Genomic DNA, 24336 nt, shown 5'->3' on the forward strand with positions numbered 1-24336 from the left:
TGCTCCGTGGTGTCGCGGAGGACGGTGGAGGGCATTTTCGCCTGCGGCGACAGCGCCAGTCCGCTCCGGGCGGTCTCCCACGCCGTCGCGACGGGAACCGTCGCCGGCGCCGCCCTGAACAATGCGCTGACGGAGGAGGAGTTTTAGGGCGTGTGGATTAATGAAAGCGTACAGGCATCTTTTGAGGGTGAATCATTATAGTCTTTGCATTAAAATGATGATACTACATTAAGCGTAATCATATCGTTTAATGACATCCATTTTTCCGCAAAAATCATTTTCACTTTTTCTTTACGTACAGTAAAATACTAATTTGACCTATAAATTCCGCTTCCAACAAAATGTTATGCCGTTTAGGCTTATTTTTAATAATAAAAATACGAATAGGTGGACACCAAGAATCCTGTAATTAAAATTTTTAATAAGCTGGCGATTGAGATATACCTTATACTGATTATCGTTTGCCTATTATCCGCAGTTAATATTTTTAATGTCTACCGATGGCACTTAGGAAACGTCGTTTTTGCGATAGAAAGGGACATAACGAATAAAAAGAAAGCCACTTATGGAAGTGAGGAATACGAACTATACAGTAGAAGTTTAAATTCTTTACGCGAAAAATTGGACAACACTAGAATTGCCAAAATCCCCCTACTAGGGATGGACGTATACGTAACTGATTACACACATTTTATCATTTCTATCTGCTTCCTCTTACTGTTTTGGCTTTATAGAAGGTTAGTTTATCTCAAACAGATTTTAGCAAATCACCTAAATGAATTTGACTCAAACGACCTCATCGACAAAGCCATTTATGAGCTGTTCTATATAATCTTACCAGGCTATAAACGATCATATATTTACGTCGAAAACGTATATAGATTTTTTTAATTTTGCTTTTTGCTCTCGTAGGATCAAACTTTGTTGACATCTTCCTAAAGCAAGGAGGCCTCAAGCCGGCCATTGTAAAACAAGATGGCTTCATGGATTTTCTACCTCATTTAATCATCGTACATGTTTTGGCTGCAATAATCATATATTTTTCATTTCAATTATTCAAGAAGGTAAGGATAGAGCTCAATCACATACGGAATATCTTAATTTTAATGAAGTGGAATAATTATGCTTTTTTCCCAGCCTTGTATTCTTCATTCAAAAAAGCTGGAACGCCACTTGAGTATAAAAAGAACTTCATTGAGTACAGGGAATACGGCAGTGAACCTCAAATGAAACTTGTTATCACGTCAAAAAGGGTTGATCGAGATGTACCCATAATACTTAAAGATGAAGTTTCTTTAGTTAATGACCTACAGCTATACATACCTAACTATAAAAAGGTGGAAGCTGAGAACAATATTAATAATACCTTCGATGAATACGTCGGACGAGATTTGACGGGAGAAGAGCAAATGATGAAATCTTTCTTTGACAGGAAAATTACTGGTGACCATGACACGTCAAATGAAATCGCTAAAGACTTTAACCGAGCAGTAGGGCTTAGTAGTAACAATCTGCTAACCTTTGATCAAATAAAAGAACTTATTATTTCGGGTCGATTAGAAAACGCTATCATAGATTTAAAAAAGCTAAGCATAATTAAGGGCAATACTCAAATCGAGAAAATGCTAACAATTATGCAAAGGGAAGAAAGAGAATTAACTAAAAACATTTTACGTGGGGTAATTTCATTTGATGAAAGCAACCTTCGGAAAAACCGAATGACGGAAAAGATATTGGAGATTGTCGAGGAAATAAACAACGGCCAAAGAAACTAGAAATCCTCATGGATTTCATGTATGGTTACAAAAGTTACTACCTCTATTTGTTCCGGATTTAGGCAAACATTTAATAAACGTTTGCACGGAATCCGTTGAGTCCATAAAAAATATTGGGAGTGTATCCTTGGCCCCTGAAAGGAGGCTACAAATCGAAAATAAAGACCACAACCCAACCCAACCCCCTGCCCCACCCATCACCTCGGCACCCGCCTCCGGCCCAAAAAATGTATTTACTCCGCCAACCAACAATAGCAGCCATTTCCATTAAGACCAATCATCCGAAGAATAAATGGGAATAGGAGGAAAAAACTGCTACATAATCGTCGGACCTGGCCCCAAATCCTTATCCCCCAAATTCCCCCAGCCCCCTACCCTATTGAAATCACAATCTCCCCTCCAATGCAAATCATTTAAATATGTTAAATTAGCGGAGGAATTAAGGAACTAATCCGCGCGATCATCTAAACCCTCACACCGTGTCTAAGTATTTTTCCCACACCAGTCTCTGGAAGGAAGACGCCGATCAATTTAATCCGGGCCGCGAAAGCCGACTCATCTACCGCAAACCGACCTCCGTCCGGAGCTTCCTGCAGCTCGGGGAAAACGACGCCTACTTCATCCTCATCGGTCCGAAGGGATCGGGCAAGAGTTTGCTGCTCAAGGAAAAGGCCCACTCGTATACGCTGGAGGACCGCGGATACATCAACCTGTCGGGCTCGGAGATCGCCGAAAAGGTCACCATCAACGCACCGGTATTTGAAGCCCTCTCGGGCTTTGAGCGGGAACGGGACTGGCGCGACATCTGGCTCTTCGCCATCTGCGTCCTGATCCTGGCCAACGACAAAATCCCGGGAAATTTACCGGACAGCCTGCAGGATAAATTTCACAACGCCAAGGCCATCGGGAGCATCATCACCGAGGTGATCAAGGACCGCGAGCAAACGGGACACTACCTGAAGATGATCGAGCAGCTCTGCGACGAGATCCGGGATAAAGTGCAACAGCCCGCCTTCTTGTGCCTGGACAACGTGGACGGTTGCCTGTCGTCCGTGATCGGCGACATTACCAAGGAGGACTATGAAAGCGGCCGTGACGCCCTGCCGAATACCGCCAAGGTCTGGACCTACTCCCAGATCGGCGCGATGAAGGCCGTCGACGCGGCCAACAGCATTTCTTCCCACCTGAAGGTCAACGTGGCCATCCGTAAGGAGGTGGTGCCCTATATTTCCGGGCAGCTGCTCGGTAACCACCTCGCCAAGGCGGTATTCCTGAGCCTGGATAAGTACGAACTGGAACAACTCTTCTACAACCGCATTGCGCTCACCGACCCCAAGGAACTGGTCACCCCCCACGCCAGTGAGCCCTTCAAGCGCTTTACCGGACTGTCCACCATTCCCCACCGCTACGTAATCCACGACGACGGCAGTCCCATGCAGGAGACCACCTTCGATTACTTCTACCGCCACGGCTTCGGCCGCCCCCGCGACCTGATCGTCATCGGGCGGGCCGTCAGCGACCTCACCCAGGGGCCGGAATTCCGGGCCGCCCCGCAGGAAAAGAGACTGAGCCTGCTGCGGCAAAAGGTGTTCGAGGCCAGCCAGACGAACCTGCGGAACTACCTCAAGGAAGTAATGCCGAGTCTGAAGCGAAAGGTGCTCGAAAACTTCATCCGCAAGCTGAAGAGCAACGTCATCCCGATGCGGCAGGCCCGCCAACTCGATCAGGACCTACTCCGCTACCTGTTCAACCTGGGCTGCATTGGTATCGTGAAGAACGACCCCTACAATAATACGAGCGACTTCATCCAGCACTTCGAGGCCCCGGCCTCGAATTCCTACCTCGACCAACGCTCCCTGCCCGACAGTCCCTTCTACCTGGTGCACCCGTGTCTGGACCTCTTCTTCGTCGAAAACAACCGGATTCACAACGGCGACTGGTACAACAAGACCAACATCATCGGCAACATGAATTCCTTCCGGCTGCCGCCGGAAAACATTGGCTCCCTGGACTCCTGGAAGCCGTCGGCGGTGTCGGGATCGCGGATGAAAAACCCCAGTCAGTACCACGAGCGGCCGCTGGAAGAATACTATGAACACTTTTGTAAGGAAAATGAGGGGATTCTGGACCGCAAGGCCAACCAACTGGAAGAAAACGTGGCCGACACCTTCGAAAAGGTCTTCAACCTGGTGATGCTGCACCGGCTGCGGGCAAAGGGGCAGCTCCCGGTCACCGACGATCAGATTGAGCAGGCAGAGAAGATCCTCGAGGACTGCCGGCTCGCCCAGAAACACACCGCGAAACTGGGGCGGGAACTGAATATGTACACGGTGATGCGGTTTCAGCAGAAACTTCAGCACCGGATGCTCTTCCTGGCCCTCTATCTGATCATGGAGCTGCCCCTGCACCAGATCAAGCAGTTTTTTCACACGGAAGAAAGCTTTGACCTGAGCCTGGAACCGCCCCGGGGTAACGGACCGATCAATTTCCTGCAGGCGGCCTTCTTCGTCGAACACCTGAAGGGTAAACTGGCGGAAGATCCCGTGGAAAGAGTTGGTGAGAAACTAAAGATCTTCGGCAACTTAAGTGTGATCGAGAAGCGTTGTCTGTTGGGGATTAAGGAAGAGTGCAAGGCCTACTGCCAGCGCTTCCTGGAAAGCCACCACGTAGAGGGGTTAAATTGTTGTGATTACCTCTCCATCGACTGGCTTAAGTAACAAAAAGTAGGAGAATCCATTGGCGAATCGCGTGGGTGATCCGCCGGGCACCCGATTTCCACCAGGATGCGTTCTTGGCCGAGCGGGTCCCGTAAACGTGGTGTAACGGGGGTGATTGCCCCGCAAATTTGTGACAGAACCAAAGCAATTCTGTCATGCCTTCTGATCAAATATTATTCTACCTGCTGATCATCGGAATTGGCGCCCTGATCGGCTTTGCCATCCTGGCCGGCATCCTTCGTTTCCTGTTCGGTCTGTTGAAGGGGCTCTTCGGCTTTGGTCGCTTTCTCCCCGGTTACGGCGGTGGCTACGGCTATGCCCCCACGGAACCCGCTCCGGAGGAAACGGACAGCCGCCCCCTGATCAGCGCCGGTAACATCGCCGTCCTGCTCGTCATTGGCTATCTCGCCGTGAACATCAGTACGGGCACGCCGGCCGCCGATTCCGGCATCAATACCACTTATGAGCCCGCGCCCCGGGAAACGCCAACGCAGCAGCCGGCGACCCAGCGGGCGGTGACTCCCCGCCCCGCTCCCGCCGTTCTTCCGGAAGTAAAGACCCCGGATGATCTGACGGAATTTGAAGCGGAAGCCGAGGAGGTACCGTCCCGTCCCCGTGACGGTTACTGCCTCCAGCTGGGCTCCTTCGAAGCCAAATACCGGGCCGACCGGAAAGCGCAGTCCCTGCGCAGCACCGGACATTCCCGCGCCACCGTCCGGGTACGTAACGGCTACTTCTGTACGGTGATCAGCGGCTTCGCTACCGCCGCCGCCGCAAGAGCCTACGCCGAACGCTACGATTACAAACCCATCGTTTGGTCGTCCGAGGAGGAGTAAGCACTCCCCCGGTGGAATGGTAAGGATTGGATGAGCGGCCTGCGGGCCGCTCATTTTTTTGCTCTCCCCTACGGCGTGCTGTTATCCTCCACCGGATGATAGCTGTCGTACTGATACAGCTTCGAGCTTACGATCTTGTTTTGCAAATAGACGATACTGCTACGAATGGAATTCGTATTGCACCGGAATCGCTCCAGGGCCGTAACGAAGTGCTTGAGGTTATCATTCTGGTCGTCTTCCAGGAGAAACATCGCCTTTACGTTCTGCCGGTAGGTATCTCCCTCGTTGTGCAGTGAAATCGCCCGGTAGTTGAACTGAATGGCCTGCTCGTAGTGGTAGTTGGCCTCCAGGTACGCCAGGGAATGACTTCCGATGCTGCTCTTGACTTCTCCCTTCAACCTCTTCCAGAGGCTGCCGAATTTTTGCGCATTCACCTGGCTGGCACCCCGGATGTTCTGGTACACCTGACACCATTCGCCCATGTTCTGGTGGGCCCGGGCCAGGTAGGAATAACTCACGAAGTTATTGAGGCCGTAGATGTGAATCGAACGGATGATTTCCCGCCAACAATAAATGGACTCCTTGATGATGAAGGATAAATTCGCTTCGGCGCCTTCCGTATTCCCGAAGTCCGCATTGAGGTAGGGGGCCATCAGCGCGACAAAGCGTTCCTCATCCTCCACACTGGGCTGATAGGTGACGGCCTCCTGAATTTCCCTTACCCAGTTGTCAAAAATGGACACCAGGTCTTTATTCGCATTATTTGCCTCGTCAAATACGTGCTTGAGGTAGTGATAATATTTCCCGGCGGTGATCTCCAGTTCAAAGAGCCGGACGTACCGACTGGTGATCATGCCGTAGGGGGAGATGAAGAAATTGTCGAAGTTCAGTTCTGCTACTCCTTTCTTGGCCTTCAGGATGGCGGTTATCTGTTCGGTGAGGAGAATAGTCTCCTTTACGTCCGGCGAACTGTTGATGTGCTGATACAACAACGCCCGGTTATGGCTTTTTTTCAGTTGAAGCATCGCCCGGTATTTCAGGATTTGTGGACGACCGGCAATGTCCAGTGACCGGGAAACGTACTTGAACACCCTTTCCGATAAACTCTGGCTGATGGTGATGATGGCCTCCAGCGGATCGGCAAAATCGTGGTCATCGCCAAAGTTTACCACGTAGCCCCGTTGGTGAAGGTGGTTGAGCATGACGTCTTTGGTCACGAAGAGCATCTTCCGGTACTGAAATCCGGCACTCCGCTGCTTGTCCGCCCGCAGGTAAAACTGGGCGGCCAGTCGATATACCGTGAAGACGAGCGTCATGGAGAAATAGTCTTTCCCCTGCTTGCACTCCAGCGCGTACAGTTGGGCAATCAACTCCCGAAAAATCTGGGCAGAAAATTCCTTCACCGGAATTTCCTTTTCCAACTTCAGCTTACTGAAATCTGCGAGGTTGAAGTCTATACTTGATTGTTCTTTGTGATGCGCGAAATTGACCGCCACACTGGATTTTTCTTTGTGAAGCAGCAGGTTACTCAAAACCGCATCCCCGAAGCGGGACAGTACGTTGCCGTAATAGTAAAACTTCTTCGAGTTGATGAAGTCACTACACTTAGGCAATAAGTAGAGTGCCGTAGTTGACAGGGGGAATTTCTTAATGTCGTAATTCTCCGCCTTCAATTCTTTCAGCTCCCTGATGATTTCCTCAAACTGACGCTTGTAGGGTTTATTCAGGTAGTACAGCGCCTGGGCGTAGTGCACGAAGGCCGTCACGGATGGCTGCGCGTCCTTGTGAAAGTTATCCTTGGCCTCCTTCAGGAAGGAAATCTTATCGAATACGGGATCGCTGAGCCCGCCCCGCTCAAAGTATTCACGAAACTGGCAGTTCTTATAGAAAAGGATTCCCCCCAGGTTGTTGTAAAAGTCGCCAAGGATGGAGTTCTTCCGCAGCAGGTCGGCGGGCTCCTCTATTTGAAGCTGGTCGTCAGCGATGGTAGTATCCTCGATGGGTAACTTCCGGTCAAATTCCAGGATCGATCGGACCCACTGCTCAGAATTCAGAATGTTTTGGTGGGTGATGCCGTCGTTGCGGGATTTTTCGATGACCGTCAACGCGCCCAGGATGGGCAGGGTGAACAGCTGCATATTCTTCATCTCTCCGAAGAGGAGAATTTTCTGGTCCGCCCGTTGCTGTATGATGTCCCGCAGGCTGTTGGTCAGGCTCGAGTAATGGATCAGCGCCGAATCGTAATTTCTCAACTTCTCCAGGGTAAGCGCACACTTGAGCTTGCTCTTTAACCAGAGGACGTACTGGTGGCCGTTGATCCGGCTGATGTCCTGGGCCGACAAACGAAGTGTTTGGATGGATTCGGTATAATAGATGAGCGCCTCGTCGTACTCCTGGTCGTAAAAGTGCAGGTCGCCCAGAATCAGCTGAATGAAGTAGATGGAATGCACGAAGTGATTGTCCTTTCCGGGCGGCCGGTAGTCCTTGTACTTCTTCTGGAGGGACGACAGTTTATTCCGGTAATGCTTCTTGATCTGTAGCGATTCATCCAGGGTGAAATTGAAGGCCGCCGAGCCAAGATCCGAGATCTTGGACAGGAAGGTCAGCTCCGTTTTCACCTTATTGTAGAAGCGGTATTCAAAAATCCCCGTCGTGGTTTCCCGCACGTTATTCTTGAGCAGAAAACTGAGCAGCTCCTCCATGTAGGGACGGAGATTGGGCTCCCGGTTGACGAGAATAATTTCGGGGATCATCTCCAGGTGCCGCCAGGAGAAACCGTAGGGGTGAAACTTCAGGATGTGGTCGAATATGAAGGCGTTGGAAAACAGCAGTTTATCCCCCAGGGCCTTAATGTGCCGACTTTTCATGATGAGGTAGGGCCGGTAGAGTTCGGAGGTGAAGGCCACCTCGTACTGGAAGTCATACTTGAACCGCAAATACTGGGCATTACGGTCAATCTTATTCCCCTCTGGATCTCCCTGCAGAACCAGGATATTCCGTTCCGAAAGCGTCTCCAGGCTTTGGTCTGCACCGGGAATCGCCCAGCCCGGCACCGTGATGCTCTCGATCAAGGAGGCCAATTTTTTCGGGGTTCCGTTACTCCGGTAGTTCAGGTAGATGATGTAGGTCTGCAGCAAAAAGATGACCTTGTACTTCATCATCCGCAGCACAAAATCCTGGGCGCTGGGATCCTGATCAAGGGCGACCTCTTCATCCCGCACGCTTAGGTAGTGGTCGGTCGTGGCGAGTTGATCAAAAAGCCTGGACAGGTTGTAGGTGGGTCCGTCACTCTGAGAGAAAATCAAATTATCCCGCTTGAGGTCGTGCAGGATCATGCGACACAGGTAGGTCTCCGTCATTTGGGTGATCCCCGCCCGGTCCAGCGACTTGTCCTTGAAAAAGGAGGGGATATAAATCGTCTGATTGAAGATGCTGCTGTAGAAGGAATCCCGATCGGCGATGTCCGCCAGGTTCGCGTCAAAGAGTTCCCGGCCACCGATGAAGAAGAACTTGGCCCGCGCCACGTTGAGGAAGTTCTTCAGGTTACCGAGCAGGGCCGCCAGGGCCTGCTGACGCCGCCGCGTCAGCGTACTGTCGGGGGTATAGATCGGGTCGTATTCCTTCCGCCCCGGATCATCCTCCTGACAGACGCTGATGCCCGGAACCTCAATTTTATCCAGCTCGTCAATGATGAAGACGAAGCGGGGGATTTTGAGCCGGTTGTCCTCACCGCGCAGCGTATCAATCTCTCCCAGGATAAGAATCAGCTCATCTTCGATTTCCTTGGCCGTGGCAAGGTTGTAGGAAATGTCCTGCTTACCGGAGGGTAAGCTGAAGGGAAGGGCAAAGCGGCCCAAGAAGGTAGACGAGCCCACGGAGAGCGTCGGATTACCGCCCGCCGAACTCTGGGAAGTCACCTGGGAAACGATACGCTGGGCGAGTACGGAAAGGGAAGTCTCAATACTCTCAAAATTGGGGCCGACCGATTTGCGCTTGAAAAGCCTGAACACCAGCAGAACGGGCCGATAGATCGGGCGGTCCCGACGTCTGCGGTGTAGTTTGCTTAACTCCTTACGCCAGTATTCTAAAAGGCTCAGGGTTATCCTTTTCAAAATGGCCTCCTCCGAAATCTTGTCCTCCGACAGACTGATTTCAAAGGTTTCGTAATCCAGCGCTGGCTCCGCTTCGGCTCCAAGGTATCTTTGTCGGCAAAAGTAATAAGTGTCGATCACCAGGGTTACTAGCAGGATAAGCACATACAATTTTATCGCACCAACCAACAGGGTAGGAATCCATTGAATCGGGCGGTCCTTCTCACTGACGAAGAGGAACCATTCCGAAGGAGAGAAGATTTTTACGAGAAGACCCAAAATACTTTCCCAATTGTCCCATGCGAAGAAAACTAGGCCAATAATGGGAAGAGCTAGCAATAAAAAGAAGCCGAACCTGATCGCTGCGTTAAGATAACGGTTGCGAGATTTTGGCTTTTTCTTCCCTATTCCCTTCGCATTGGCCTCCGCCACCGCCATCCGCACCACGCTGGTTTTCCCCATTCCCCGGTATCCTGCGATCAGGTAAGTTCCGGACTGGGTCTTGGAATTTTCCAGGATATTGACGATGCTCCGGTGCGCCTTCGACCGGCCGAAAAAGCGATCGTCGTATTTCTTCTTGCCGTCGGCCTTGTATTTGACGTTTTTACTGAAGGGGCTATGAAAAAATTCATAATCCTTCATCTGAATTAAAACGTGCTTGATCTTCGCGGAGTGGTGATGTAGTTTCTTCACCTTCGGGTGTGGGTTTACGGGTGCTTGCTGAATGTTCTCAAATATAGCAAATTTTAATTATACCTAACCGGGGATAAAACAGCGCTGCTGGGGGACGACCGTGTAATTATTTTGGTGGAAATACATAATCCGACCGTATTCCTCCACCTTGTGTATCCAATCTGTTGCATGCTATTTCTTTGGGCGCGAGCGCAGGTGCAAAGCGGAATACTCGGCTCAGCCGGTACAGGTGCCGTGGAGGTGCGCGACCAATAAAAAACGGCTTCGAAGCCAGGGGCATTGAACGGGTAGCGCTTTAAATATAGGGCAAAACTACCCCGCTTATGCGCGTGCCATCATTACCCCTAAAGTAATTTTGGGCTCCAGGATTAGTAGTATATTTTAGTGAAATAATTTCTTAGCCCGTGAAGCAAGTGATCATTTTCATTTCCATGCTATTCTTGAGCTGCAATACGGTAAATATCCCTAAGCAGAGGTTATCCCAATACGATCTGACAACAGAATACGATTACCACCGGGGTGAATTAAGGTTACTCCTCCGTAACCCCTTACGGTGTCCGATGAGGATATGGGTCCAACCGGAAAATATAAATCTAAAGACTCATTTTGACCGAATTAATCCCATTACGCTGGAACCACTTAGCGACACAACGATCATTACTAAGGCTCCGGGCGCAGAAAATGCAGCGATAGATTTTGCGTCCAGGTTTGGCAACATCAAAGATGAAGTAGTACCCGGTAAAATTGAACTCCCCTTTCCCAAAAACAAGGAGTATACAGTGGTGCAGGGGTATAATTCACTCCCCACCCATAATACCGATTGGTCTAGATACGCAATTGATTTTGGATTGGGGATTGGGGACACCATCTGTGCGGCAACCCAGGGGTACGTAGTTGGCGTAATTGAAGATTACAAATTTGGCGGGCAACAAAAAAAATGGAGAAATTTCGCGAACGTACTGACCGTTTATAACCCGGAAACCGGATTGTTCACCCAGTACGTTCACCTTGATTATCGGGGAAGTCTTGTACAACTTGGAGATCATATCCTTGCCGGTCAGCCGATAGGTATCGCTGGCATGACCGGTCTAACTAATGTAGAACACCTGCATTTTAATTGTCTTAAACCCGTTCATTCCGAAGATGGACTAATCTCAATTCCGGTTGACAGCCTTGGACAGTACAAAACTGATAACTTAAAAAGAGGTCAAATAATCCTAAATTAAAGCTGAATCCCCAAAAATCAAGCCTAATGAACTACGGTGGTCTACTCATTTTTATTTCAATACTTTTTCTCTCCTGCGAAAAGGATCAAAATTCACGGACAACACCAGATGCCCATTTGGAGTATTTTGGATTTTCTATCGTAGACACCTACTGGGACGACCCTACTGACTCCGAAACTAAAACAAACTATGCCGACGAAATTCACCATTTCTGCAACATAGCTGATATTCTGATTCTTGAACCAGACGATGACATTGTCGAGAGGACAACGGTCTTTACCAATTTAGAATTAAAACCAATTTTACACCTGAACGAACTCTTTTTCGTATTAGTAGACACATTGAGTGCGTCAGGTTCAAATTTCGACCTGAGAACAGACTTTGAAGAACGGTGGAACGAGTTTAAACTTATTAATCAAGAAATTCTCACCCCTACTTCAATTGCAGCCTTTTACATCGGGGAAGAACCCACTTGGAATGGAATATCCTTCACTGAGTTAAGTGCCGTTTCTGAACTTCTACAATCCGATTTTCCAGATATCCCCACAATGATCATCGAAGCATATCCCTCTCTAGATGATTTAAGGATACCCGAAGCTATCGACTGGGTCGGATTTGACCAATACTTCATTAAGGACCCGAATACTAATGACGAATTCCAGGAAAATTGGCAGAAGCTGCACCGCAAGTTATCAGACCCCAGCCAACGCATCATGGTTATTTTGGACAGTCACTATATCGATTGGGCTCATGGTGACTACGGGAACATTGAGATCGAGCAAATGGGAGAAGTAGCCAGAAATTACTATGACTTAGCGGTTCAGGATAAAAGAGTGATTGGAATCCTTGGGTACTTTTGGCCAAATGAATTTGACATCCCCGGATCAACGGGAGCCAGAGGTATGCCCCGAAACGTAATCTCGGAATATGAAATAATGGGGAAATCCATTACGAAAAAATGAAAGTCAATGACTTTTTAATTTTTCGGACTTCCTCAAGAAATTGATTCCCCTGCCCCACCCAAAAACCTTGCACCTGCCTCCGGCCAATACCCATGCTCCCCCTCCTACCCTACATTGATCTTCACCACGCTCCCAACTGGATCATCCTCCGGATCGACACCTACGAACTAAAGGATTACGTGGAAGACTACCTGACGGAAGCATGCGACATCGAATATGAGTACTTCGTGAAGGTAGGCCCCATGCCCGGTCATCCGGAAGAGTCCACCTATGACTTGTATTTCCCGGACCGGTATCCGGCAATCGCACTCAGGCGAGCGATTGCTCGCCTGGAGGAACGAGAGGTGGTGCGGATTGCTCAGCTTAACTTAAAATAGCCTACTCCTCATCCTTCAGCCCCATCCGCTTCAGCACCGCGTCCAGGTCGTCCTTGACGCCCTCGTCGATGGCCTTCTGGTTGATCTGGGTCTTGATGCCCTCGTAGCCTTCCCCCTCCTTGCTGAGGGCTTCGATTTCCCGGACGAGGAACTTGTTCACCCGCCGGTTCCGCCGACTGAGGAACCAGATCAACACCGCAATGGCGATGCCGATGATGGCCGCCGCCCAGAGGAGGATGGACTTCAGGTTACTCCACAACCCGTCATCTTCGTCCACCTCCTCCAGGATGGCCCGCACGGAGGTGCGCACCAGACTGTCTACGTCGGATCGCAGAGAATCGGAGACGAGGTTAGCCGTCAGCTCCGTGCCCACCCTGCGGAAGTTCACCCCCGCCAGAATGCTGTCCAGAAAGCCCGTGGCGCGACTCCGGTTACGGGCGGACAAGAGGGAAGCCAGAAGTTTGTCCACCTCCGCCTGCTTGTCCCGGGAATTGAGCCGCACGAGAAACTGCTTCACGGTGGCGTCCAGGTTATTGCCCGCGGATTGTGTCACGGCGAGCAAAAGGGAATCCAGCCGCCGTTGACTCCGCGCGGAGGTCAGTGAATCGATCAGGCCCGCGGATAACTTACCCCCCACCTGGGCCGTATTCAGGTCGGCCAGGAGCTGATTGATCTGCCCAATCAGCACCTCCAGGGTATTCTGGGTGCTGTCTTCACTGAGTTTATCCAGCACTCCCTGGATCAGTTGCTTGCTAATCGTATCCAACGGAAGCACATTTTCCCGCACCGAGCGGATGTCCTCCGTCAGGTGTTTCAAATCCCCGGTGGCCGCCGTTACATCTTTGGACACCGTCCCGAAGTCCTTCGTCAGCGTCTTCAGGGTGGCACAGGTCGACAGGCTGGCGCACAGCGCCAGCAGGGCAAGTAGACGCATCATCATTCCAGCCCCATTTTGATCACGAAGTCATTGAGGAAGGTGCCGTTGGGGTCCATCCGCTGCCGGACCTCCCGCCAGGTATCCAGCATCGGGTAGTTGTCCTTAATGTAATCCGGTTTCTCGTAGAGGAGGTGGTTCACCTTGCCCCAGTGCGGGACGCCCCCCAGCGAGATCATCAGCTTCTGGTAGCGCTCGATGAGTTCCACGTCGCCCGTGGTACCGTAGAGGGTGGGAATATCGATGTACATCACCTTTTTGCCGTAGGCCTGCGACAGGTACATATTGGAAGCATCCACAAAACGACAGGGGATGTGGGAGGGGTGGTACAGGTCAGACTCCGTCCGCATCGCCTCCGTGTTGGCGATGATCATGTCCATGACTTCCACCAGCTTCTCCTTACTGTAGGGAAAGGCGAACTCCGCACTGATGCCGAACCGCAACACCGAATTGCTGCTCTGGTACAGGATCTTGTGGGACTTATTGATGTTTCTCCGGACCTGCGACATTTTGAGGGTGCGCTGAATGTTGCGGGGCATCTTCTCCGGATTGCGGTTGAATCCCCGGATGATGTTCTCGATCCAGAATTCCGCGTCTCCGAACAGTCGCTTGAAGAGATTCCTTCCCCCCACGGCCAGCCCGTTGGGGGGCGAGGTAACGACCTCCTGCTCCACGATGGAACAAAGGTTACCCTCCCTATCCTTATGCTTTAGCCGGTAGGGATTCATCCGGAAGGCCAGGTAGTCCTTTTCGTTGAGTTTCTGGTCAAAGCGTCCGTCCTCAATCTCCTCCCGGAAATCCTCCCACAACTGCAGGTAACGGGTTTCCGACAACCAGAACCGGGGAATCACCTCCAGTACCAACTCATACACGATGCCCATGGCCCCGAAGCCCAGTGCGCAACTGTAGAAGTCGTGGTCATCCTGGATCAGCCGCAGGTTCGAAGTTTGCTCGTGTTGGGTGCGGTCCGTAATGCCGTCACTGGGTTCAATCTGCACCAGTTCCCCGTTTTTACCTACCATTCGCAGCGCCCGTACAATATCCGGGAAGGCCGGTTTATTGAATCCCGTTCCGTGGGTGCCGGTCAGCACCGCACCGGAGACGGTCTGGAAGTCCACCGCCCCCATGTTTTCCAGGGCCAGCTTCATACTTTCCAGTTTGAGGTTCAGCCGCTTCAGGGTAATCCCCGCTCCGGCCAGCACGAAGTGTCGATTACTCCCGACGGAAGCCTTCAGCTTCGTCCCTCCGTATCGCTCCACCCCGTGAATCTTCTTCATGTCCAGCAGGAAATCCTTACCGAGCGCCGCCTCCGAGTAGGAATGGCCGGAGCCTACGGCCCGTACCCGGACCATTTCGTGTTCCGCCTCCAATACGATTTCCTGAATGTCCTCCGCATCCTCCGGGTAGAAGAACCTCAGGGGCGTAGAAGAAACATTACCGGTGGCATTTTGCCAGGTGTGGCGCGTCCGCGAAATTTCAAGTAGTCTAGGGTTCATAACGTTAGTTTTTCACGAAGTAGGTCTCCTGGTGGTTACGGATGGAGTAAAATTCTACGACGAGCGCATTGGTAATGTGAAGGATGATGACGGGCAGCAGGCTGCCCGTCCAGTGGACGATAAAGCAGGCCAGTACGCCCCAGACGATGGCGAAGTAGGACACCGCGTCCCGTTTGAAGTAGTGGGTCAGGGCATAAATGCCGGCGCAGATGAGCACGGGGATCCAGATATTGAGCACTTCCGTCGGTTTGATGGCACCCTGGACGATCTCCAGCACCTGCGCGAGCGACTGAAACAACAGACCACGATACAGGAACTCCATCGCGGCCAGGTAGAGGATCCAGGTCAGGATACTTTTGATCATCAACCAGGGCGTCCAGAATCGCAGCCGTATTTCGGGGAATTTGGCCAGGTTACTGTCCGAGCGGGTCGTAAAGCGGTAAAGGATCAGTTGCAGGAGCAGCCCGCCCCCAACGATCATCCACCCCAGCTTATTCATGGAAAAACTGATGCCCAGTTGGTCCAGGCTGACGTCACCCAGGAGGTCACACCAGAAAATGAGGATGATGGGCAACAGGGCGTAGATGGAGAACCCAATCAGCCGTCGCCGCAGCACGCGATTGGCGAAACTTTTGTTGGCGTCGAACATCACCTGATAGCGGTGGGGCAGGGTCAGGGAGGACGACATCATAAACCAGAGGATGAACCCGAAGGTGGCCGTACTCACGGACAGTAATAGGTAGTGGAGTGCCATGAATATGAATTAAATGAAGTCTAGAATTTCGTCCCGATCCCGCTCGAAGGTCGCTTCAGCGTAGGCCTTGATGGCCTTGAGCTGCTCTTCGTCCGTGACGTCGATGGCCAGTTTCTTGTTCCGCAGGATTTCGGGACTGTCGTGGTCCTTGTAGTAGGCGTTCACCCGCAGGAAATTGCCCTCGGGTAGGATTTGCCGGCTCAGGTATTCGTTGGCCACCATATTGGAATCAATGACCAGGGAAATCAGGTAGCGTTGCCACTTACCGAGCCCCCAGTCCAACCGCCCCTTCAGCTTACTCTTGGAGATGTACGACTTACCGTCGCTGCCGCAGCCCAGGGATAAGAGGTGGATGTCGCTGGCTTTTTCGTCCAGACCCAACTTGCCGTTGGACAGCCGGGAGATGCCCTCCCGGTCCGGCTTACCGTCCAGGGCGAAGGAAAGCCCGAAAACGGAAGGGTCGTTGGCGTAGTTCCCCCCCTCAATGTGGTGGTCGTACACCGGCAGATTAATGACCGCAGCGGAGGTTTTCATGGCCACGTCCACCAGCTTTTCCGACTTATCCCGATGGTAGGCCGAATTGAAGATGACGGGTTGGAAGGAGGTGATGTCCCGCGGCCCGATGATGGGATTGAGGCTCAGGCTCGGGAAGAGAAAAATGGTGTCCTCCCCGAATCTTTCGTATACGGTATTCAGGGTCTGGTGCGTGCCGAGGATCCATTCCAGTTCCCGCTTGAGTCCCACGTTTGAATACCGGGACCGGAAAAAATTCAGGGGGTTCAAGAGTTTGGCCTGCCGGAAAAATTCGTAGGGAAGAATGGCCCTCGCCTTGTTGAGGTAGACGTCCTGTACCACCTCGATGTCGATGCCACCCGCCAGGGCCGAGGCAATGATTCCGCCGGTCGCACTACCAATGATGACGTCAAAAATGTCCGTAATTTTTTTCCCCGACGCCCGCTCAATTTCCGTCAGCACCGTGGCCGGGAAGAGCCCCCGCGTTCCGCCTCCGTCAATGGATAAAATTTTGGTAGCCATTCAGATTTTTTTTGGTTGACACAGGTGCAATGCAATGGGTATGGCAATGACCGGGATGTGCGCGGTTCGCATCATCATCGCCCTACCCCAACTCCCCGGAAGGAGGTGATTAAATATTTTCTCACGATAGCGTTAGCCGTGGGTTTCCGCAGCGCAGCTGGCAGTCCGGTTTGGACCCGCCGCCGCCCTTACCTACGGCCGCCTCCACCCGTTGTGTTCCCGCTTTCACGGGATCAGGGCAGCGCTGAACAAAGGCATTTTCTCGCCGATCACGCCTACCCTACTGGGTGCTTGGAGGCTATAAATTCATTATTCCAATCTTTGTGAAGATAATGTTTGTGACAACATCTATCGAATAATTTCAATATCCTCCAAAAAAATAAGCTCCGTGCAGTAGCTCCTGAGTACGTCCTAGTGACATCTCGGGAGTAGGCAGCCCGAGCTCGGCCGACCAGTCAGCTCGTGCCTCGTGCCTGGGCGGACGACCGGCCAATGAACTTCCGTCTTCTCTCTACTTCTCCTTAGCCTTAGCCTCCTCCTTAGCCTTCACTTCCTCCTCCCCCATTGATTCAAGTTGGTCATCTGTTGACTTTACCTTATTTTTGCAACATTGTTGCATTAAATGTTTTATTCCCAATCTCCCCATCTTACCCACAAACCAATTGATGTATTCAACCAAAGCCCTTCCCCAATCTGATTTGATCGGCGCCGTCACCAGTGGACTGTGCGTGATTCACTGCGTGGCTACGCCGTTGTTGTTCGTGGCGCAGGCGACTACCGTTCCCGGCTGGTGGAGTTTCCTGGACATCTTCTTCATCGCCATCACCTTCCTGGCGGTGTTCACTTCCGCCCGTAATACCAGCAAGCCCTGGATGCCAACGGCCCTTTACGCAAGTTGGACGGTCCTTACCCTACTGGTCATCAACGAGCAACTGGGGCTGCTGCCCGTGGCCGAAGGGTGGAAATACGGGGTGGCCATGGTCCTGATCGGCCTGCACCTCTACAATCGTAAGTATTGTCAGTGTGCGGAGGAGCCAGGTTGCGTAGCTTAGCGCCGCTAAACGTACCGGCATGCACAAACCAGTCACCATCCTCACCGGATTCCTGGGAGCGGGAAAAACCACCTTCCTCAACCACCTGCTGGAGGAAAACCGCGATGTCCGCTACGCCATCATCGAAAATGAGTTTGGCGAACAGGGCATCGACAACGAACTCGTCATTCGCCCCTACGAGACCATTGTAGAGTTGAACAATGGTTGCCTCTGCTGTACCCTGAACGACAACCTCTACGACATCCTCAACGAACTCTTCGAGCGGCGGGAGCAGTTCGATGAGATCATCATCGAGGCCACCGGCGTCGCCGACCCCACCGGGCTGGCCGAGCCCTTCATTGCCCACCCCGTCATCAAAAAACACTTCCCCCTTACGTCCGTCATTTGTCTGGTGGACGCCGAGCAGGTCCACACCCAACTGGCAGAAACCGAGGAAGCCCTCAATCAGATTGTCTTCAGCGACATCCTCCTGCTCAACAAAACTGACCTGGTCAATGACCAACGAATCCGGGAGGTAGAAGCCAAACTCCGCCAGTTGAATCCTCTGGCCCGGATCATCCGGGGAGCCATCGGCCACTATCCCACCATCAATTACCGGGAGGGCAACCAGGAAAAACTGACCGAGCTGCTGGACCGGGGGCACCATCATCACGACCAGGGTACAGAAGACAAAACCTTCCCCGTCCAACGGCCCCACCACCACCATCATCACGACCACACCGAAGAAATGCACAGCATTTCCTTCACCTTCGACCGTCCCTTTGACCACGCCAAACTGACGCAGCAGTTATTCGTCTACCTGAACTTACAGGCTAAAGGACTATATCGCATCAAGGGCCTGCTCTGGTTGGCCGGACATCGCGAGCGGTTTCTCCTTCAGTCCGTCGGAAAACGCTTCGACATCAAGGAACACGGCGTTTGGGCGGAGGGCGTCCCGAAGCGGAGTGTCCTCGTCTTCATCGGCAAGAATCTGCCGGCGAAGGGCCTCGAAAACATGCTGAAAAAGGGATTGGCGACGGGGGAGTATCGGGAGTATTGAAGAAACCTTTTGGTCAATTATTATGCCTCCAATCATGGAATTATGAATCACCAAAGAATTACGCTGCTGGACTTGGGTGGAGTAGTATTTCAGTCCACCGGCGTATCAAATGACCAGATTGATTGGACCATCATAACTACCCTAAACCACAAATACGGTTACGACCTGAATATTGGTAAAAATTTAATCCCGGAATTTTTGAAAGAGTACAACGCTCTCACCAAACAAGATCTGGACGGTGAAACCTTTTTAAAGGGAGTATTTGACACCTTAGAGATAAATGAGGAACTCATACAATTTCTCTCCAGAAACGGTAAGGTCATTATCGTCAGTGACAATTACCGCGAGAATATTGCTTACATCTCAAAAAGATACTGTTTCTCAGATTGGTCGATCAACCAGATTTATTCTTTTGACTACCAAATGGTAAAATCCAACCCGCTTTTCTTCAGGCGGCTAGTCGAAGAATTGTCGGATGTTCCGGTTAGTGAAATGATCTTAATCGATGATAGCGTAGATAAAATAAAGAGTGCCCAAAAAAGTGGAATTATGGGAATCCGGTATGAATGCAATGACCGGGTGTTTGACCGGTTGCGGGAACTTGGTTATCGATAACGCACCTTCGTTACTTACGCCGGTATCCGTCATGCTGGTTGGGGCAATACCCGAACGAGCACCAGGCAAGCGAAATTTGTGATGATTCCGCGGCATCATGACAATACTTTATTGGACCTTCCGCGCTTATCCGTAACTTTAAAAACCGCAACTCTCCTCCGCCATCAATAAATCATCCGCATAATGAAGTTCAGCAGTGTCGAGGACTATTTGCAATCCCAGTCGGAACCCGCCCGAAACGCGCTTCTGGAACTGAAAGCGTGCATTCTTGCCGCCGAACCCAACGCACAGGAGCTCCTGAACTATAACATTCCGGCCTACGCCCTTGTGGAAAATGGAAAGAGGGACCAACAAATCATGATTGCGGGGCACAAAAACCACGTCGGTCTTTACCCTCACCCCACCACGATGGAAAAATTCGACTCACAGCTGAGCAAGTACAAGCGATCAAAAGGGTCGGTACAGTTCCCGTTGGACCAGCCCCTACCCAAGGAACTCGTCGTGCAGATGGTCAGGTATCGTGCTCAGTTATTGAAGGAGCCATAGGGAAAAAGCAAGCATCAAATCTTTCACGACATGGAATTACCCGACCACCAAATCAAGGAAATCGCAGAAATGCTGGATTCCGGAACTGTTTGTTTTATCAATCTGAAGACGAAAGAAGTCAGGCACGTAATCGACCCCGACAGCCCCTATGCAGAAGAAGAACACTGGAAGGAGGACCTGGAAGAGAATGAAAACAACTGGGAGGAATACATCAAGATCCACCAAATGTCTTCGCGGGACTCCTTCAAGATCATGGAGGCCTTCGCCGCGACCGTCGAAGACCCGGAGATTCAGCGTCGATTGCGGTACGCGTTGAATAACCGCAAACCCTTTAGGAATTTTAAGTACGAAGTGGACTATGACGACGACGTTCGTCAACGGTGGTTCCGGTTCAAGGCATCCAAAATTGAAGCGTGGGTGAGGGATTACCTCAGGCTCGAGATCGGGCGAAATGAGTGACCCTGGCTAAATCTGGGCTTCTGCCCCAAAAGTCAATCAATTTTCCGGGGATAAACCCTACTGCCTCAACGCTCTTTACCAGCCTTTACGTTCTTTTACATCCATTCGTAGGTGCGATCAATGGGAAAAGCGAGCTTTACAAAAAAGTATCCGATGACGCCCAAATTTTCCCTTCCCGTCCTACTCAGCCTCCTGATGATTTTGGCATCCTGCACCAAACCGGAGATCGCCGAAGCACAGGCCTCCCCGAAGATTGCCAACCCCCTGAAGGCCTTCAAAAAAGATCCCCATGAGTTCGGTGGATGGTACTGCCCGGATAATTTTGGGTTTGTGCCCGTTGACATCAACCGCCTCGACGAAGTTCCCGTGGTGGTGGGCCACCTGCCCACCGAGGAAGAACTCCGCAATCATCAGGCCCTCATCAAGGTCAATCCGAAAAAACACCCCGACGCCAAACACCTGGACATGGGGTTACCCCGGGTCGGGCGAGTATTTTCCCCGAACAAGGGCATCCACGAACTCGTCATCGTCATTCAGGCCATCGCCACTGAGGGAGACGTCGTGGTCGGCTACCGCTTCCCGAACGGCGGAAACGGTTCCGCCTGGTTGGGGGAAGTAGAACTTCTCTCCGAAGACGAAGTCGCCGCGCTGGGTCCACAACCCTTTTTCTATAAAAAGGCGACCGTGAAGGCCACCAAAGAAGACATCTGGCGGGCCATCACCCAGACGGATTATGCCCGCCAACTCGGCGAAAAGTTTGACCAACAAGCCTTCTTTGCGGCCGACTGGACCTCCGATAAGCAAGTACGCCTGAATACGGAAACCGACGGCGAGCGGGCCGTTGGCTTCGTTGGCCTGAACTTTGGCAACGTTTATCTGCACATCGACTACATCCAGAACGGGGTCCACTATTCCGAAAAGCTCCTCATGCTCGAAAACCACGGGGACAAAACCACCGATCTCCACTTCGCCAGCGGACCTTTTCCGGACAACTTCCCGACACAGCAAAAGAAATGGGAAAATTGGTTTACGGAAGTCGTGGAAAAGAGTCAGCGGACATCTCTCCCGGATTAGCAAATAACCGGGGTCAGGTACTCCGAAATATCCGGCCTAAAACAACTTTTAGCTTATTCCTCGAGTAGGTGTTTACAGGATCATTGTCGCTGCGGCGCATTAATTCACTTCATAACGGGTATGTGGTAAATTTTAGGATAAAAGGTAGGTTTGCAACCTAATCAGGGGTAGTTAGGGCCTATCTTGAGCCCGGCCCGACGACTTACGGGCGCTCAAGAACTCTTCACCCTCATTAACGATTCGGACCGGAAACACCTTTGCCCCATGAATGATCGTACGGAATGGTTTAAGCAATTAGCCGCGCTCCGGCGTGAGCAACATATGGAAGAGGCCATTCAATTTTGCCACGATAAGTTGGCGACCGATCTTGACCCTAAATTCGAGTCAGATATTTACTGGTCGTTGTATAACATTTATTTGACGACGAAAGACTATCTCAACGCCGAGAAATACGCTCGCCTGCAGTATGATCGGTCTCCGGAAAACCCCATCCTTTCCTACAACCTCGCCAATGCCCTAAGGTTACTCAAAAGGCACGACGAAGCCATCGAGCGATACGAATACGTCCTCAGCCAAAAAGAATATCCACAGGCACACCACGGACTGGGCTCCAGTTATTTCGGACAGGAAAAGCTGGATCTTGCCATCAAGCACTACAACCTCGCCCTACAGCTTTTCAAGTTTACCGAAAGCTATCCCGTTTTACACGCTGACTTCAGGAAGAACCTCATCTTCAATATCCCCGAGGAAAAAATAGCCTACCCTGGAACCAGTACTGATTCCATGATCGCTACCGTATGCCATGACCTGGTCATGGCCATCATCAAGGCCCGGTATGATTATAACATCCGGCCCTACATGCTCCGGCTTTTTTACATCCGGGGGTACCAGTGGAACAGCGGCACGATGGTGCCCCTCGTCACCGTCCCCGCTATTGCCTATGAACTGCTGAAGGCATCAGCTTTCCCCCATAAGCAACAATTGCTCAGGAATGAATATCTCAGGAAAAGAATCACCGGAATCCACCAACTGCGCCGGGCCAGAGAATACGCGGAAAGGAATGGCGAACAGATTGATGAATTAATCTTTAACTGTTACGTGGGGAACGTCCCCCAGGCCTACGTAATCACCCACCATAACCTCTTGTACAGTGATGCACCGAGGAATAAATACCTTTACTACGGATCCATTCTGAAGAAAGACCTGCACATCAAGAGCAATCCACTTAACAAGCGGTCCTTCATTGGCATTCTGGTGGGAGAAGATGCTACGAGACTGGATTTGGATTTCATCGTTGAGGAGGCCGACCTGGTGGCATGGTTAAGCAATAACCCGGGAAGCGACTCCGAAGAAGAATTGTACTACGGCGGCCAACTCCTGAGGGCCCAAAATAAGCTCGAAAAGAGCAAGAAATGCTTTGCGGCATTGCTCGATAAAACTCCCAAGGCCCAAATTGCCTACCTGGCTCTCCTGCTGCTCTCATATGAAGAACGTGAACCCCGCGATGAAATCACTCCATTAATCAACTGGTACCAAAACGATTTCATCCCTAAAGCAATGAACAATCTGGTTAGGGACGATGAAGACCTACGCCAACGGTTTTTATATTTTGAAACCTTCCTGGAGAACCGATGGGCCATTCAGATAATCAACAACCACCTGGCGAAGCAAGGTATCCGTATTGAAAATGCTGATTTTACTCGCCTGAGTTTATCCAAAGAATACCAGGAAAACATCACGGATTTTCACCGGGCCAAGCTCATTAGCCGTTGTTTCCGGGAGATAAGCAGCATTGTCGCCGACGACACCCAAAACCGACGGCAGCTTACCCAACGAGCAGAACTCGAACGGGAAATTACCAACTTACCCTACAGCAGGAAAAAGGAAATCTTTGAACGGCTCTCCGGAATGGAGCGGACCGAAATACCCCTCGCCATTGCCCAGTATTTTCAGGGCAAGGAACTGAAAGCATCCACCAGCAGAGTATTTTTGGAATATTTTGCAATCAATTCGATGATTGATTTTGTCGACTTTTTTAAAGTGCTGATTTACGTCACCTTTGAGGAAAATAGATTCAAATTTTCTAAAGTTTCTCCGGGGACCAAGGGCGCTTTTCAAAAAATTCTCTACGATACGATTTCCGAATCCCCCGTTATTCTCGGCTTTCTTTTTGGTTTACAAATGTCCGGCACCCTGGTCGTCAGTATTGCCATCGGCCTGGCGGCAAAATTCTCCGCCAACTCCCTGGCGGATATTCTGATCAAATCGATTGAAACCAATTATGATCAGATTGCTTCCTACGAAGAATTTACTGCTTCGTTTGAAGAGTTCGTAGTATTGGAATACACAACACTGGGTAGAGAAAAATTCATTAAAAAATATTCCGCGAGCTTAATATCGAGTCCTCCCGAATAGTTATTTCCAGGTCAATTGCGTTCATTGAAGCCTGGCTACCAACCGCAAGCCATCACGGAGTACCTGAACTCGTGCTGATAAATATTTTGCACAGCGCCCACCATTTTTGGTTACAGCCGCATTCTTTTCCTGGTGATGAAGCTCTTTGTTTTCCTCTAGGACCTATATTCACTGATATAAATCTTTTGGGCGACGGCGCGGAGCAGCCCAGTTTATCCCGGACGGCAAAGTCATCACCAA

Annotated in this window: 19 protein-coding genes; 14 read left to right on the top strand and 5 right to left on the bottom strand. The window is 51.0% G+C overall.

Annotated features, from left to right (window positions below):
• The first annotated feature begins 6 nt into the window (after window positions 1-6).
• The 4 genes from E1J53_RS09020 to E1J53_RS09035 all read left to right on the top strand — a co-directional run bounded on the left by E1J53_RS09020 (window position 7) and on the right by E1J53_RS09035 (window position 5328).
• Window positions 7-147, top strand: coding sequence for a hypothetical protein (locus tag E1J53_RS09020; RefSeq protein WP_154640168.1), 141 nt, complete (start codon window positions 7-9; stop codon window positions 145-147).
• 959 nt (window positions 148-1106) lie between these two features.
• Window positions 1107-1775, top strand: a complete 669-nt coding sequence (locus E1J53_RS09025) for a hypothetical protein (protein ID WP_134272607.1) — start codon at window positions 1107-1109, stop codon at window positions 1773-1775.
• Between the two features lie 479 nt (window positions 1776-2254).
• Window positions 2255-4492, top strand: coding sequence for a hypothetical protein (locus E1J53_RS09030; protein WP_134272608.1), 2238 nt, complete (start codon window positions 2255-2257; stop codon window positions 4490-4492).
• A gap of 155 nt (window positions 4493-4647) precedes the next feature.
• On the top strand, window positions 4648-5328 hold the full coding sequence (locus E1J53_RS09035; protein WP_134272609.1) for an SPOR domain-containing protein: 681 nt from the start codon (window positions 4648-4650) through the stop codon (window positions 5326-5328).
• A 68-nt stretch (window positions 5329-5396) separates the two neighbouring features.
• Here E1J53_RS09035 and E1J53_RS09040 read toward each other — a convergent pair whose 3' ends face one another.
• Window positions 5397-10112 carry an ATP-binding protein gene (locus E1J53_RS09040; protein WP_134272610.1) on the bottom strand — a complete coding sequence of 1572 codons (4716 nt, stop codon included), beginning with the start codon at window positions 10110-10112 and terminating at the stop codon, window positions 5397-5399.
• A 404-nt stretch (window positions 10113-10516) separates the two neighbouring features.
• Between E1J53_RS09040 and E1J53_RS09045 the strand changes: the two genes are divergently transcribed.
• The 3 genes from E1J53_RS09045 to E1J53_RS09055 all read left to right on the top strand — a co-directional run bounded on the left by E1J53_RS09045 (window position 10517) and on the right by E1J53_RS09055 (window position 12677).
• Window positions 10517-11338, top strand: coding sequence for a M23 family metallopeptidase (locus E1J53_RS09045; RefSeq protein ID WP_134272611.1), 822 nt, complete (start codon window positions 10517-10519; stop codon window positions 11336-11338).
• Between the two features lie 26 nt (window positions 11339-11364).
• Window positions 11365-12300, top strand: a complete 936-nt coding sequence (locus E1J53_RS09050) for a hypothetical protein (protein ID WP_134272612.1) — start codon at window positions 11365-11367, stop codon at window positions 12298-12300.
• A gap of 92 nt (window positions 12301-12392) precedes the next feature.
• Window positions 12393-12677 (top strand): hypothetical protein, encoded by a 285-nt coding sequence (locus E1J53_RS09055; protein ID WP_134272613.1) that lies wholly within the window; start codon window positions 12393-12395, stop codon window positions 12675-12677.
• Between the two features lies 1 nt (window position 12678).
• On the opposite strand, the gene E1J53_RS09060 is transcribed toward E1J53_RS09055, so the two are convergent.
• The 4 genes from E1J53_RS09060 to E1J53_RS09075 are packed head-to-tail and all read right to left on the bottom strand — an operon-like array spanning window position 12679 to window position 16896.
• Entirely contained in the window at window positions 12679-13617 is a 939-nt protein-coding gene (locus tag E1J53_RS09060; RefSeq protein WP_134272614.1) for a hypothetical protein, read from the bottom strand.
• Window positions 13614-15107, bottom strand: a complete 1494-nt coding sequence (locus tag E1J53_RS09065) for a D-arabinono-1,4-lactone oxidase (protein WP_134272615.1) — start codon at window positions 15105-15107, stop codon at window positions 13614-13616. The genes E1J53_RS09060 and E1J53_RS09065 overlap by 4 nt, the downstream gene beginning before the upstream one ends.
• A gap of 4 nt (window positions 15108-15111) precedes the next feature.
• Window positions 15112-15861 carry a CPBP family intramembrane glutamic endopeptidase gene (locus tag E1J53_RS09070; protein ID WP_134272616.1) on the bottom strand — a complete coding sequence of 250 codons (750 nt, stop codon included), beginning with the start codon at window positions 15859-15861 and terminating at the stop codon, window positions 15112-15114.
• Between the two features lie 9 nt (window positions 15862-15870).
• The gene (locus E1J53_RS09075) at window positions 15871-16896 is read right to left on the bottom strand and encodes a patatin-like phospholipase family protein (protein WP_134272617.1); all 1026 of its coding nucleotides are present in this window, start codon (window positions 16894-16896) and stop codon (window positions 15871-15873) included.
• 665 nt (window positions 16897-17561) lie between these two features.
• Here E1J53_RS09075 and E1J53_RS09080 point away from each other — a divergent pair.
• The 7 genes from E1J53_RS09080 to E1J53_RS09110 all read left to right on the top strand — a co-directional run bounded on the left by E1J53_RS09080 (window position 17562) and on the right by E1J53_RS09110 (window position 24096).
• Window positions 17562-17948: a MerC domain-containing protein gene (locus E1J53_RS09080; protein WP_134272618.1), complete on the top strand. Its 387-nt coding sequence runs from the start codon at window positions 17562-17564 to the stop codon at window positions 17946-17948.
• Between the two features lie 19 nt (window positions 17949-17967).
• Window positions 17968-18987, top strand: coding sequence for a GTP-binding protein (locus E1J53_RS09085; protein WP_134272619.1), 1020 nt, complete (start codon window positions 17968-17970; stop codon window positions 18985-18987).
• 42 nt (window positions 18988-19029) lie between these two features.
• Window positions 19030-19602, top strand: coding sequence for an HAD family hydrolase (locus E1J53_RS09090; RefSeq protein ID WP_134272620.1), 573 nt, complete (start codon window positions 19030-19032; stop codon window positions 19600-19602).
• A 183-nt stretch (window positions 19603-19785) separates the two neighbouring features.
• Window positions 19786-20148 carry an iron chaperone gene (locus tag E1J53_RS09095; RefSeq protein ID WP_134272621.1) on the top strand — a complete coding sequence of 121 codons (363 nt, stop codon included), beginning with the start codon at window positions 19786-19788 and terminating at the stop codon, window positions 20146-20148.
• A 30-nt stretch (window positions 20149-20178) separates the two neighbouring features.
• Window positions 20179-20607: a UPF0158 family protein gene (locus E1J53_RS09100; RefSeq protein ID WP_134272622.1), complete on the top strand. Its 429-nt coding sequence runs from the start codon at window positions 20179-20181 to the stop codon at window positions 20605-20607.
• Between the two features lie 153 nt (window positions 20608-20760).
• Window positions 20761-21681 carry a hypothetical protein gene (locus E1J53_RS09105; protein WP_134272623.1) on the top strand — a complete coding sequence of 307 codons (921 nt, stop codon included), beginning with the start codon at window positions 20761-20763 and terminating at the stop codon, window positions 21679-21681.
• Window positions 21682-21945: 264 nt separating this feature from the next.
• Window positions 21946-24096 carry a tetratricopeptide repeat protein gene (locus tag E1J53_RS09110; RefSeq protein ID WP_134272624.1) on the top strand — a complete coding sequence of 717 codons (2151 nt, stop codon included), beginning with the start codon at window positions 21946-21948 and terminating at the stop codon, window positions 24094-24096.
• Window positions 24097-24336: the final 240 nt, after the last annotated feature.

Source organism: Lewinella sp. W8, from assembly GCF_004375085.3.
Taxonomy (GTDB): Bacteria; Bacteroidota; Bacteroidia; order Chitinophagales; family Saprospiraceae; genus Neolewinella.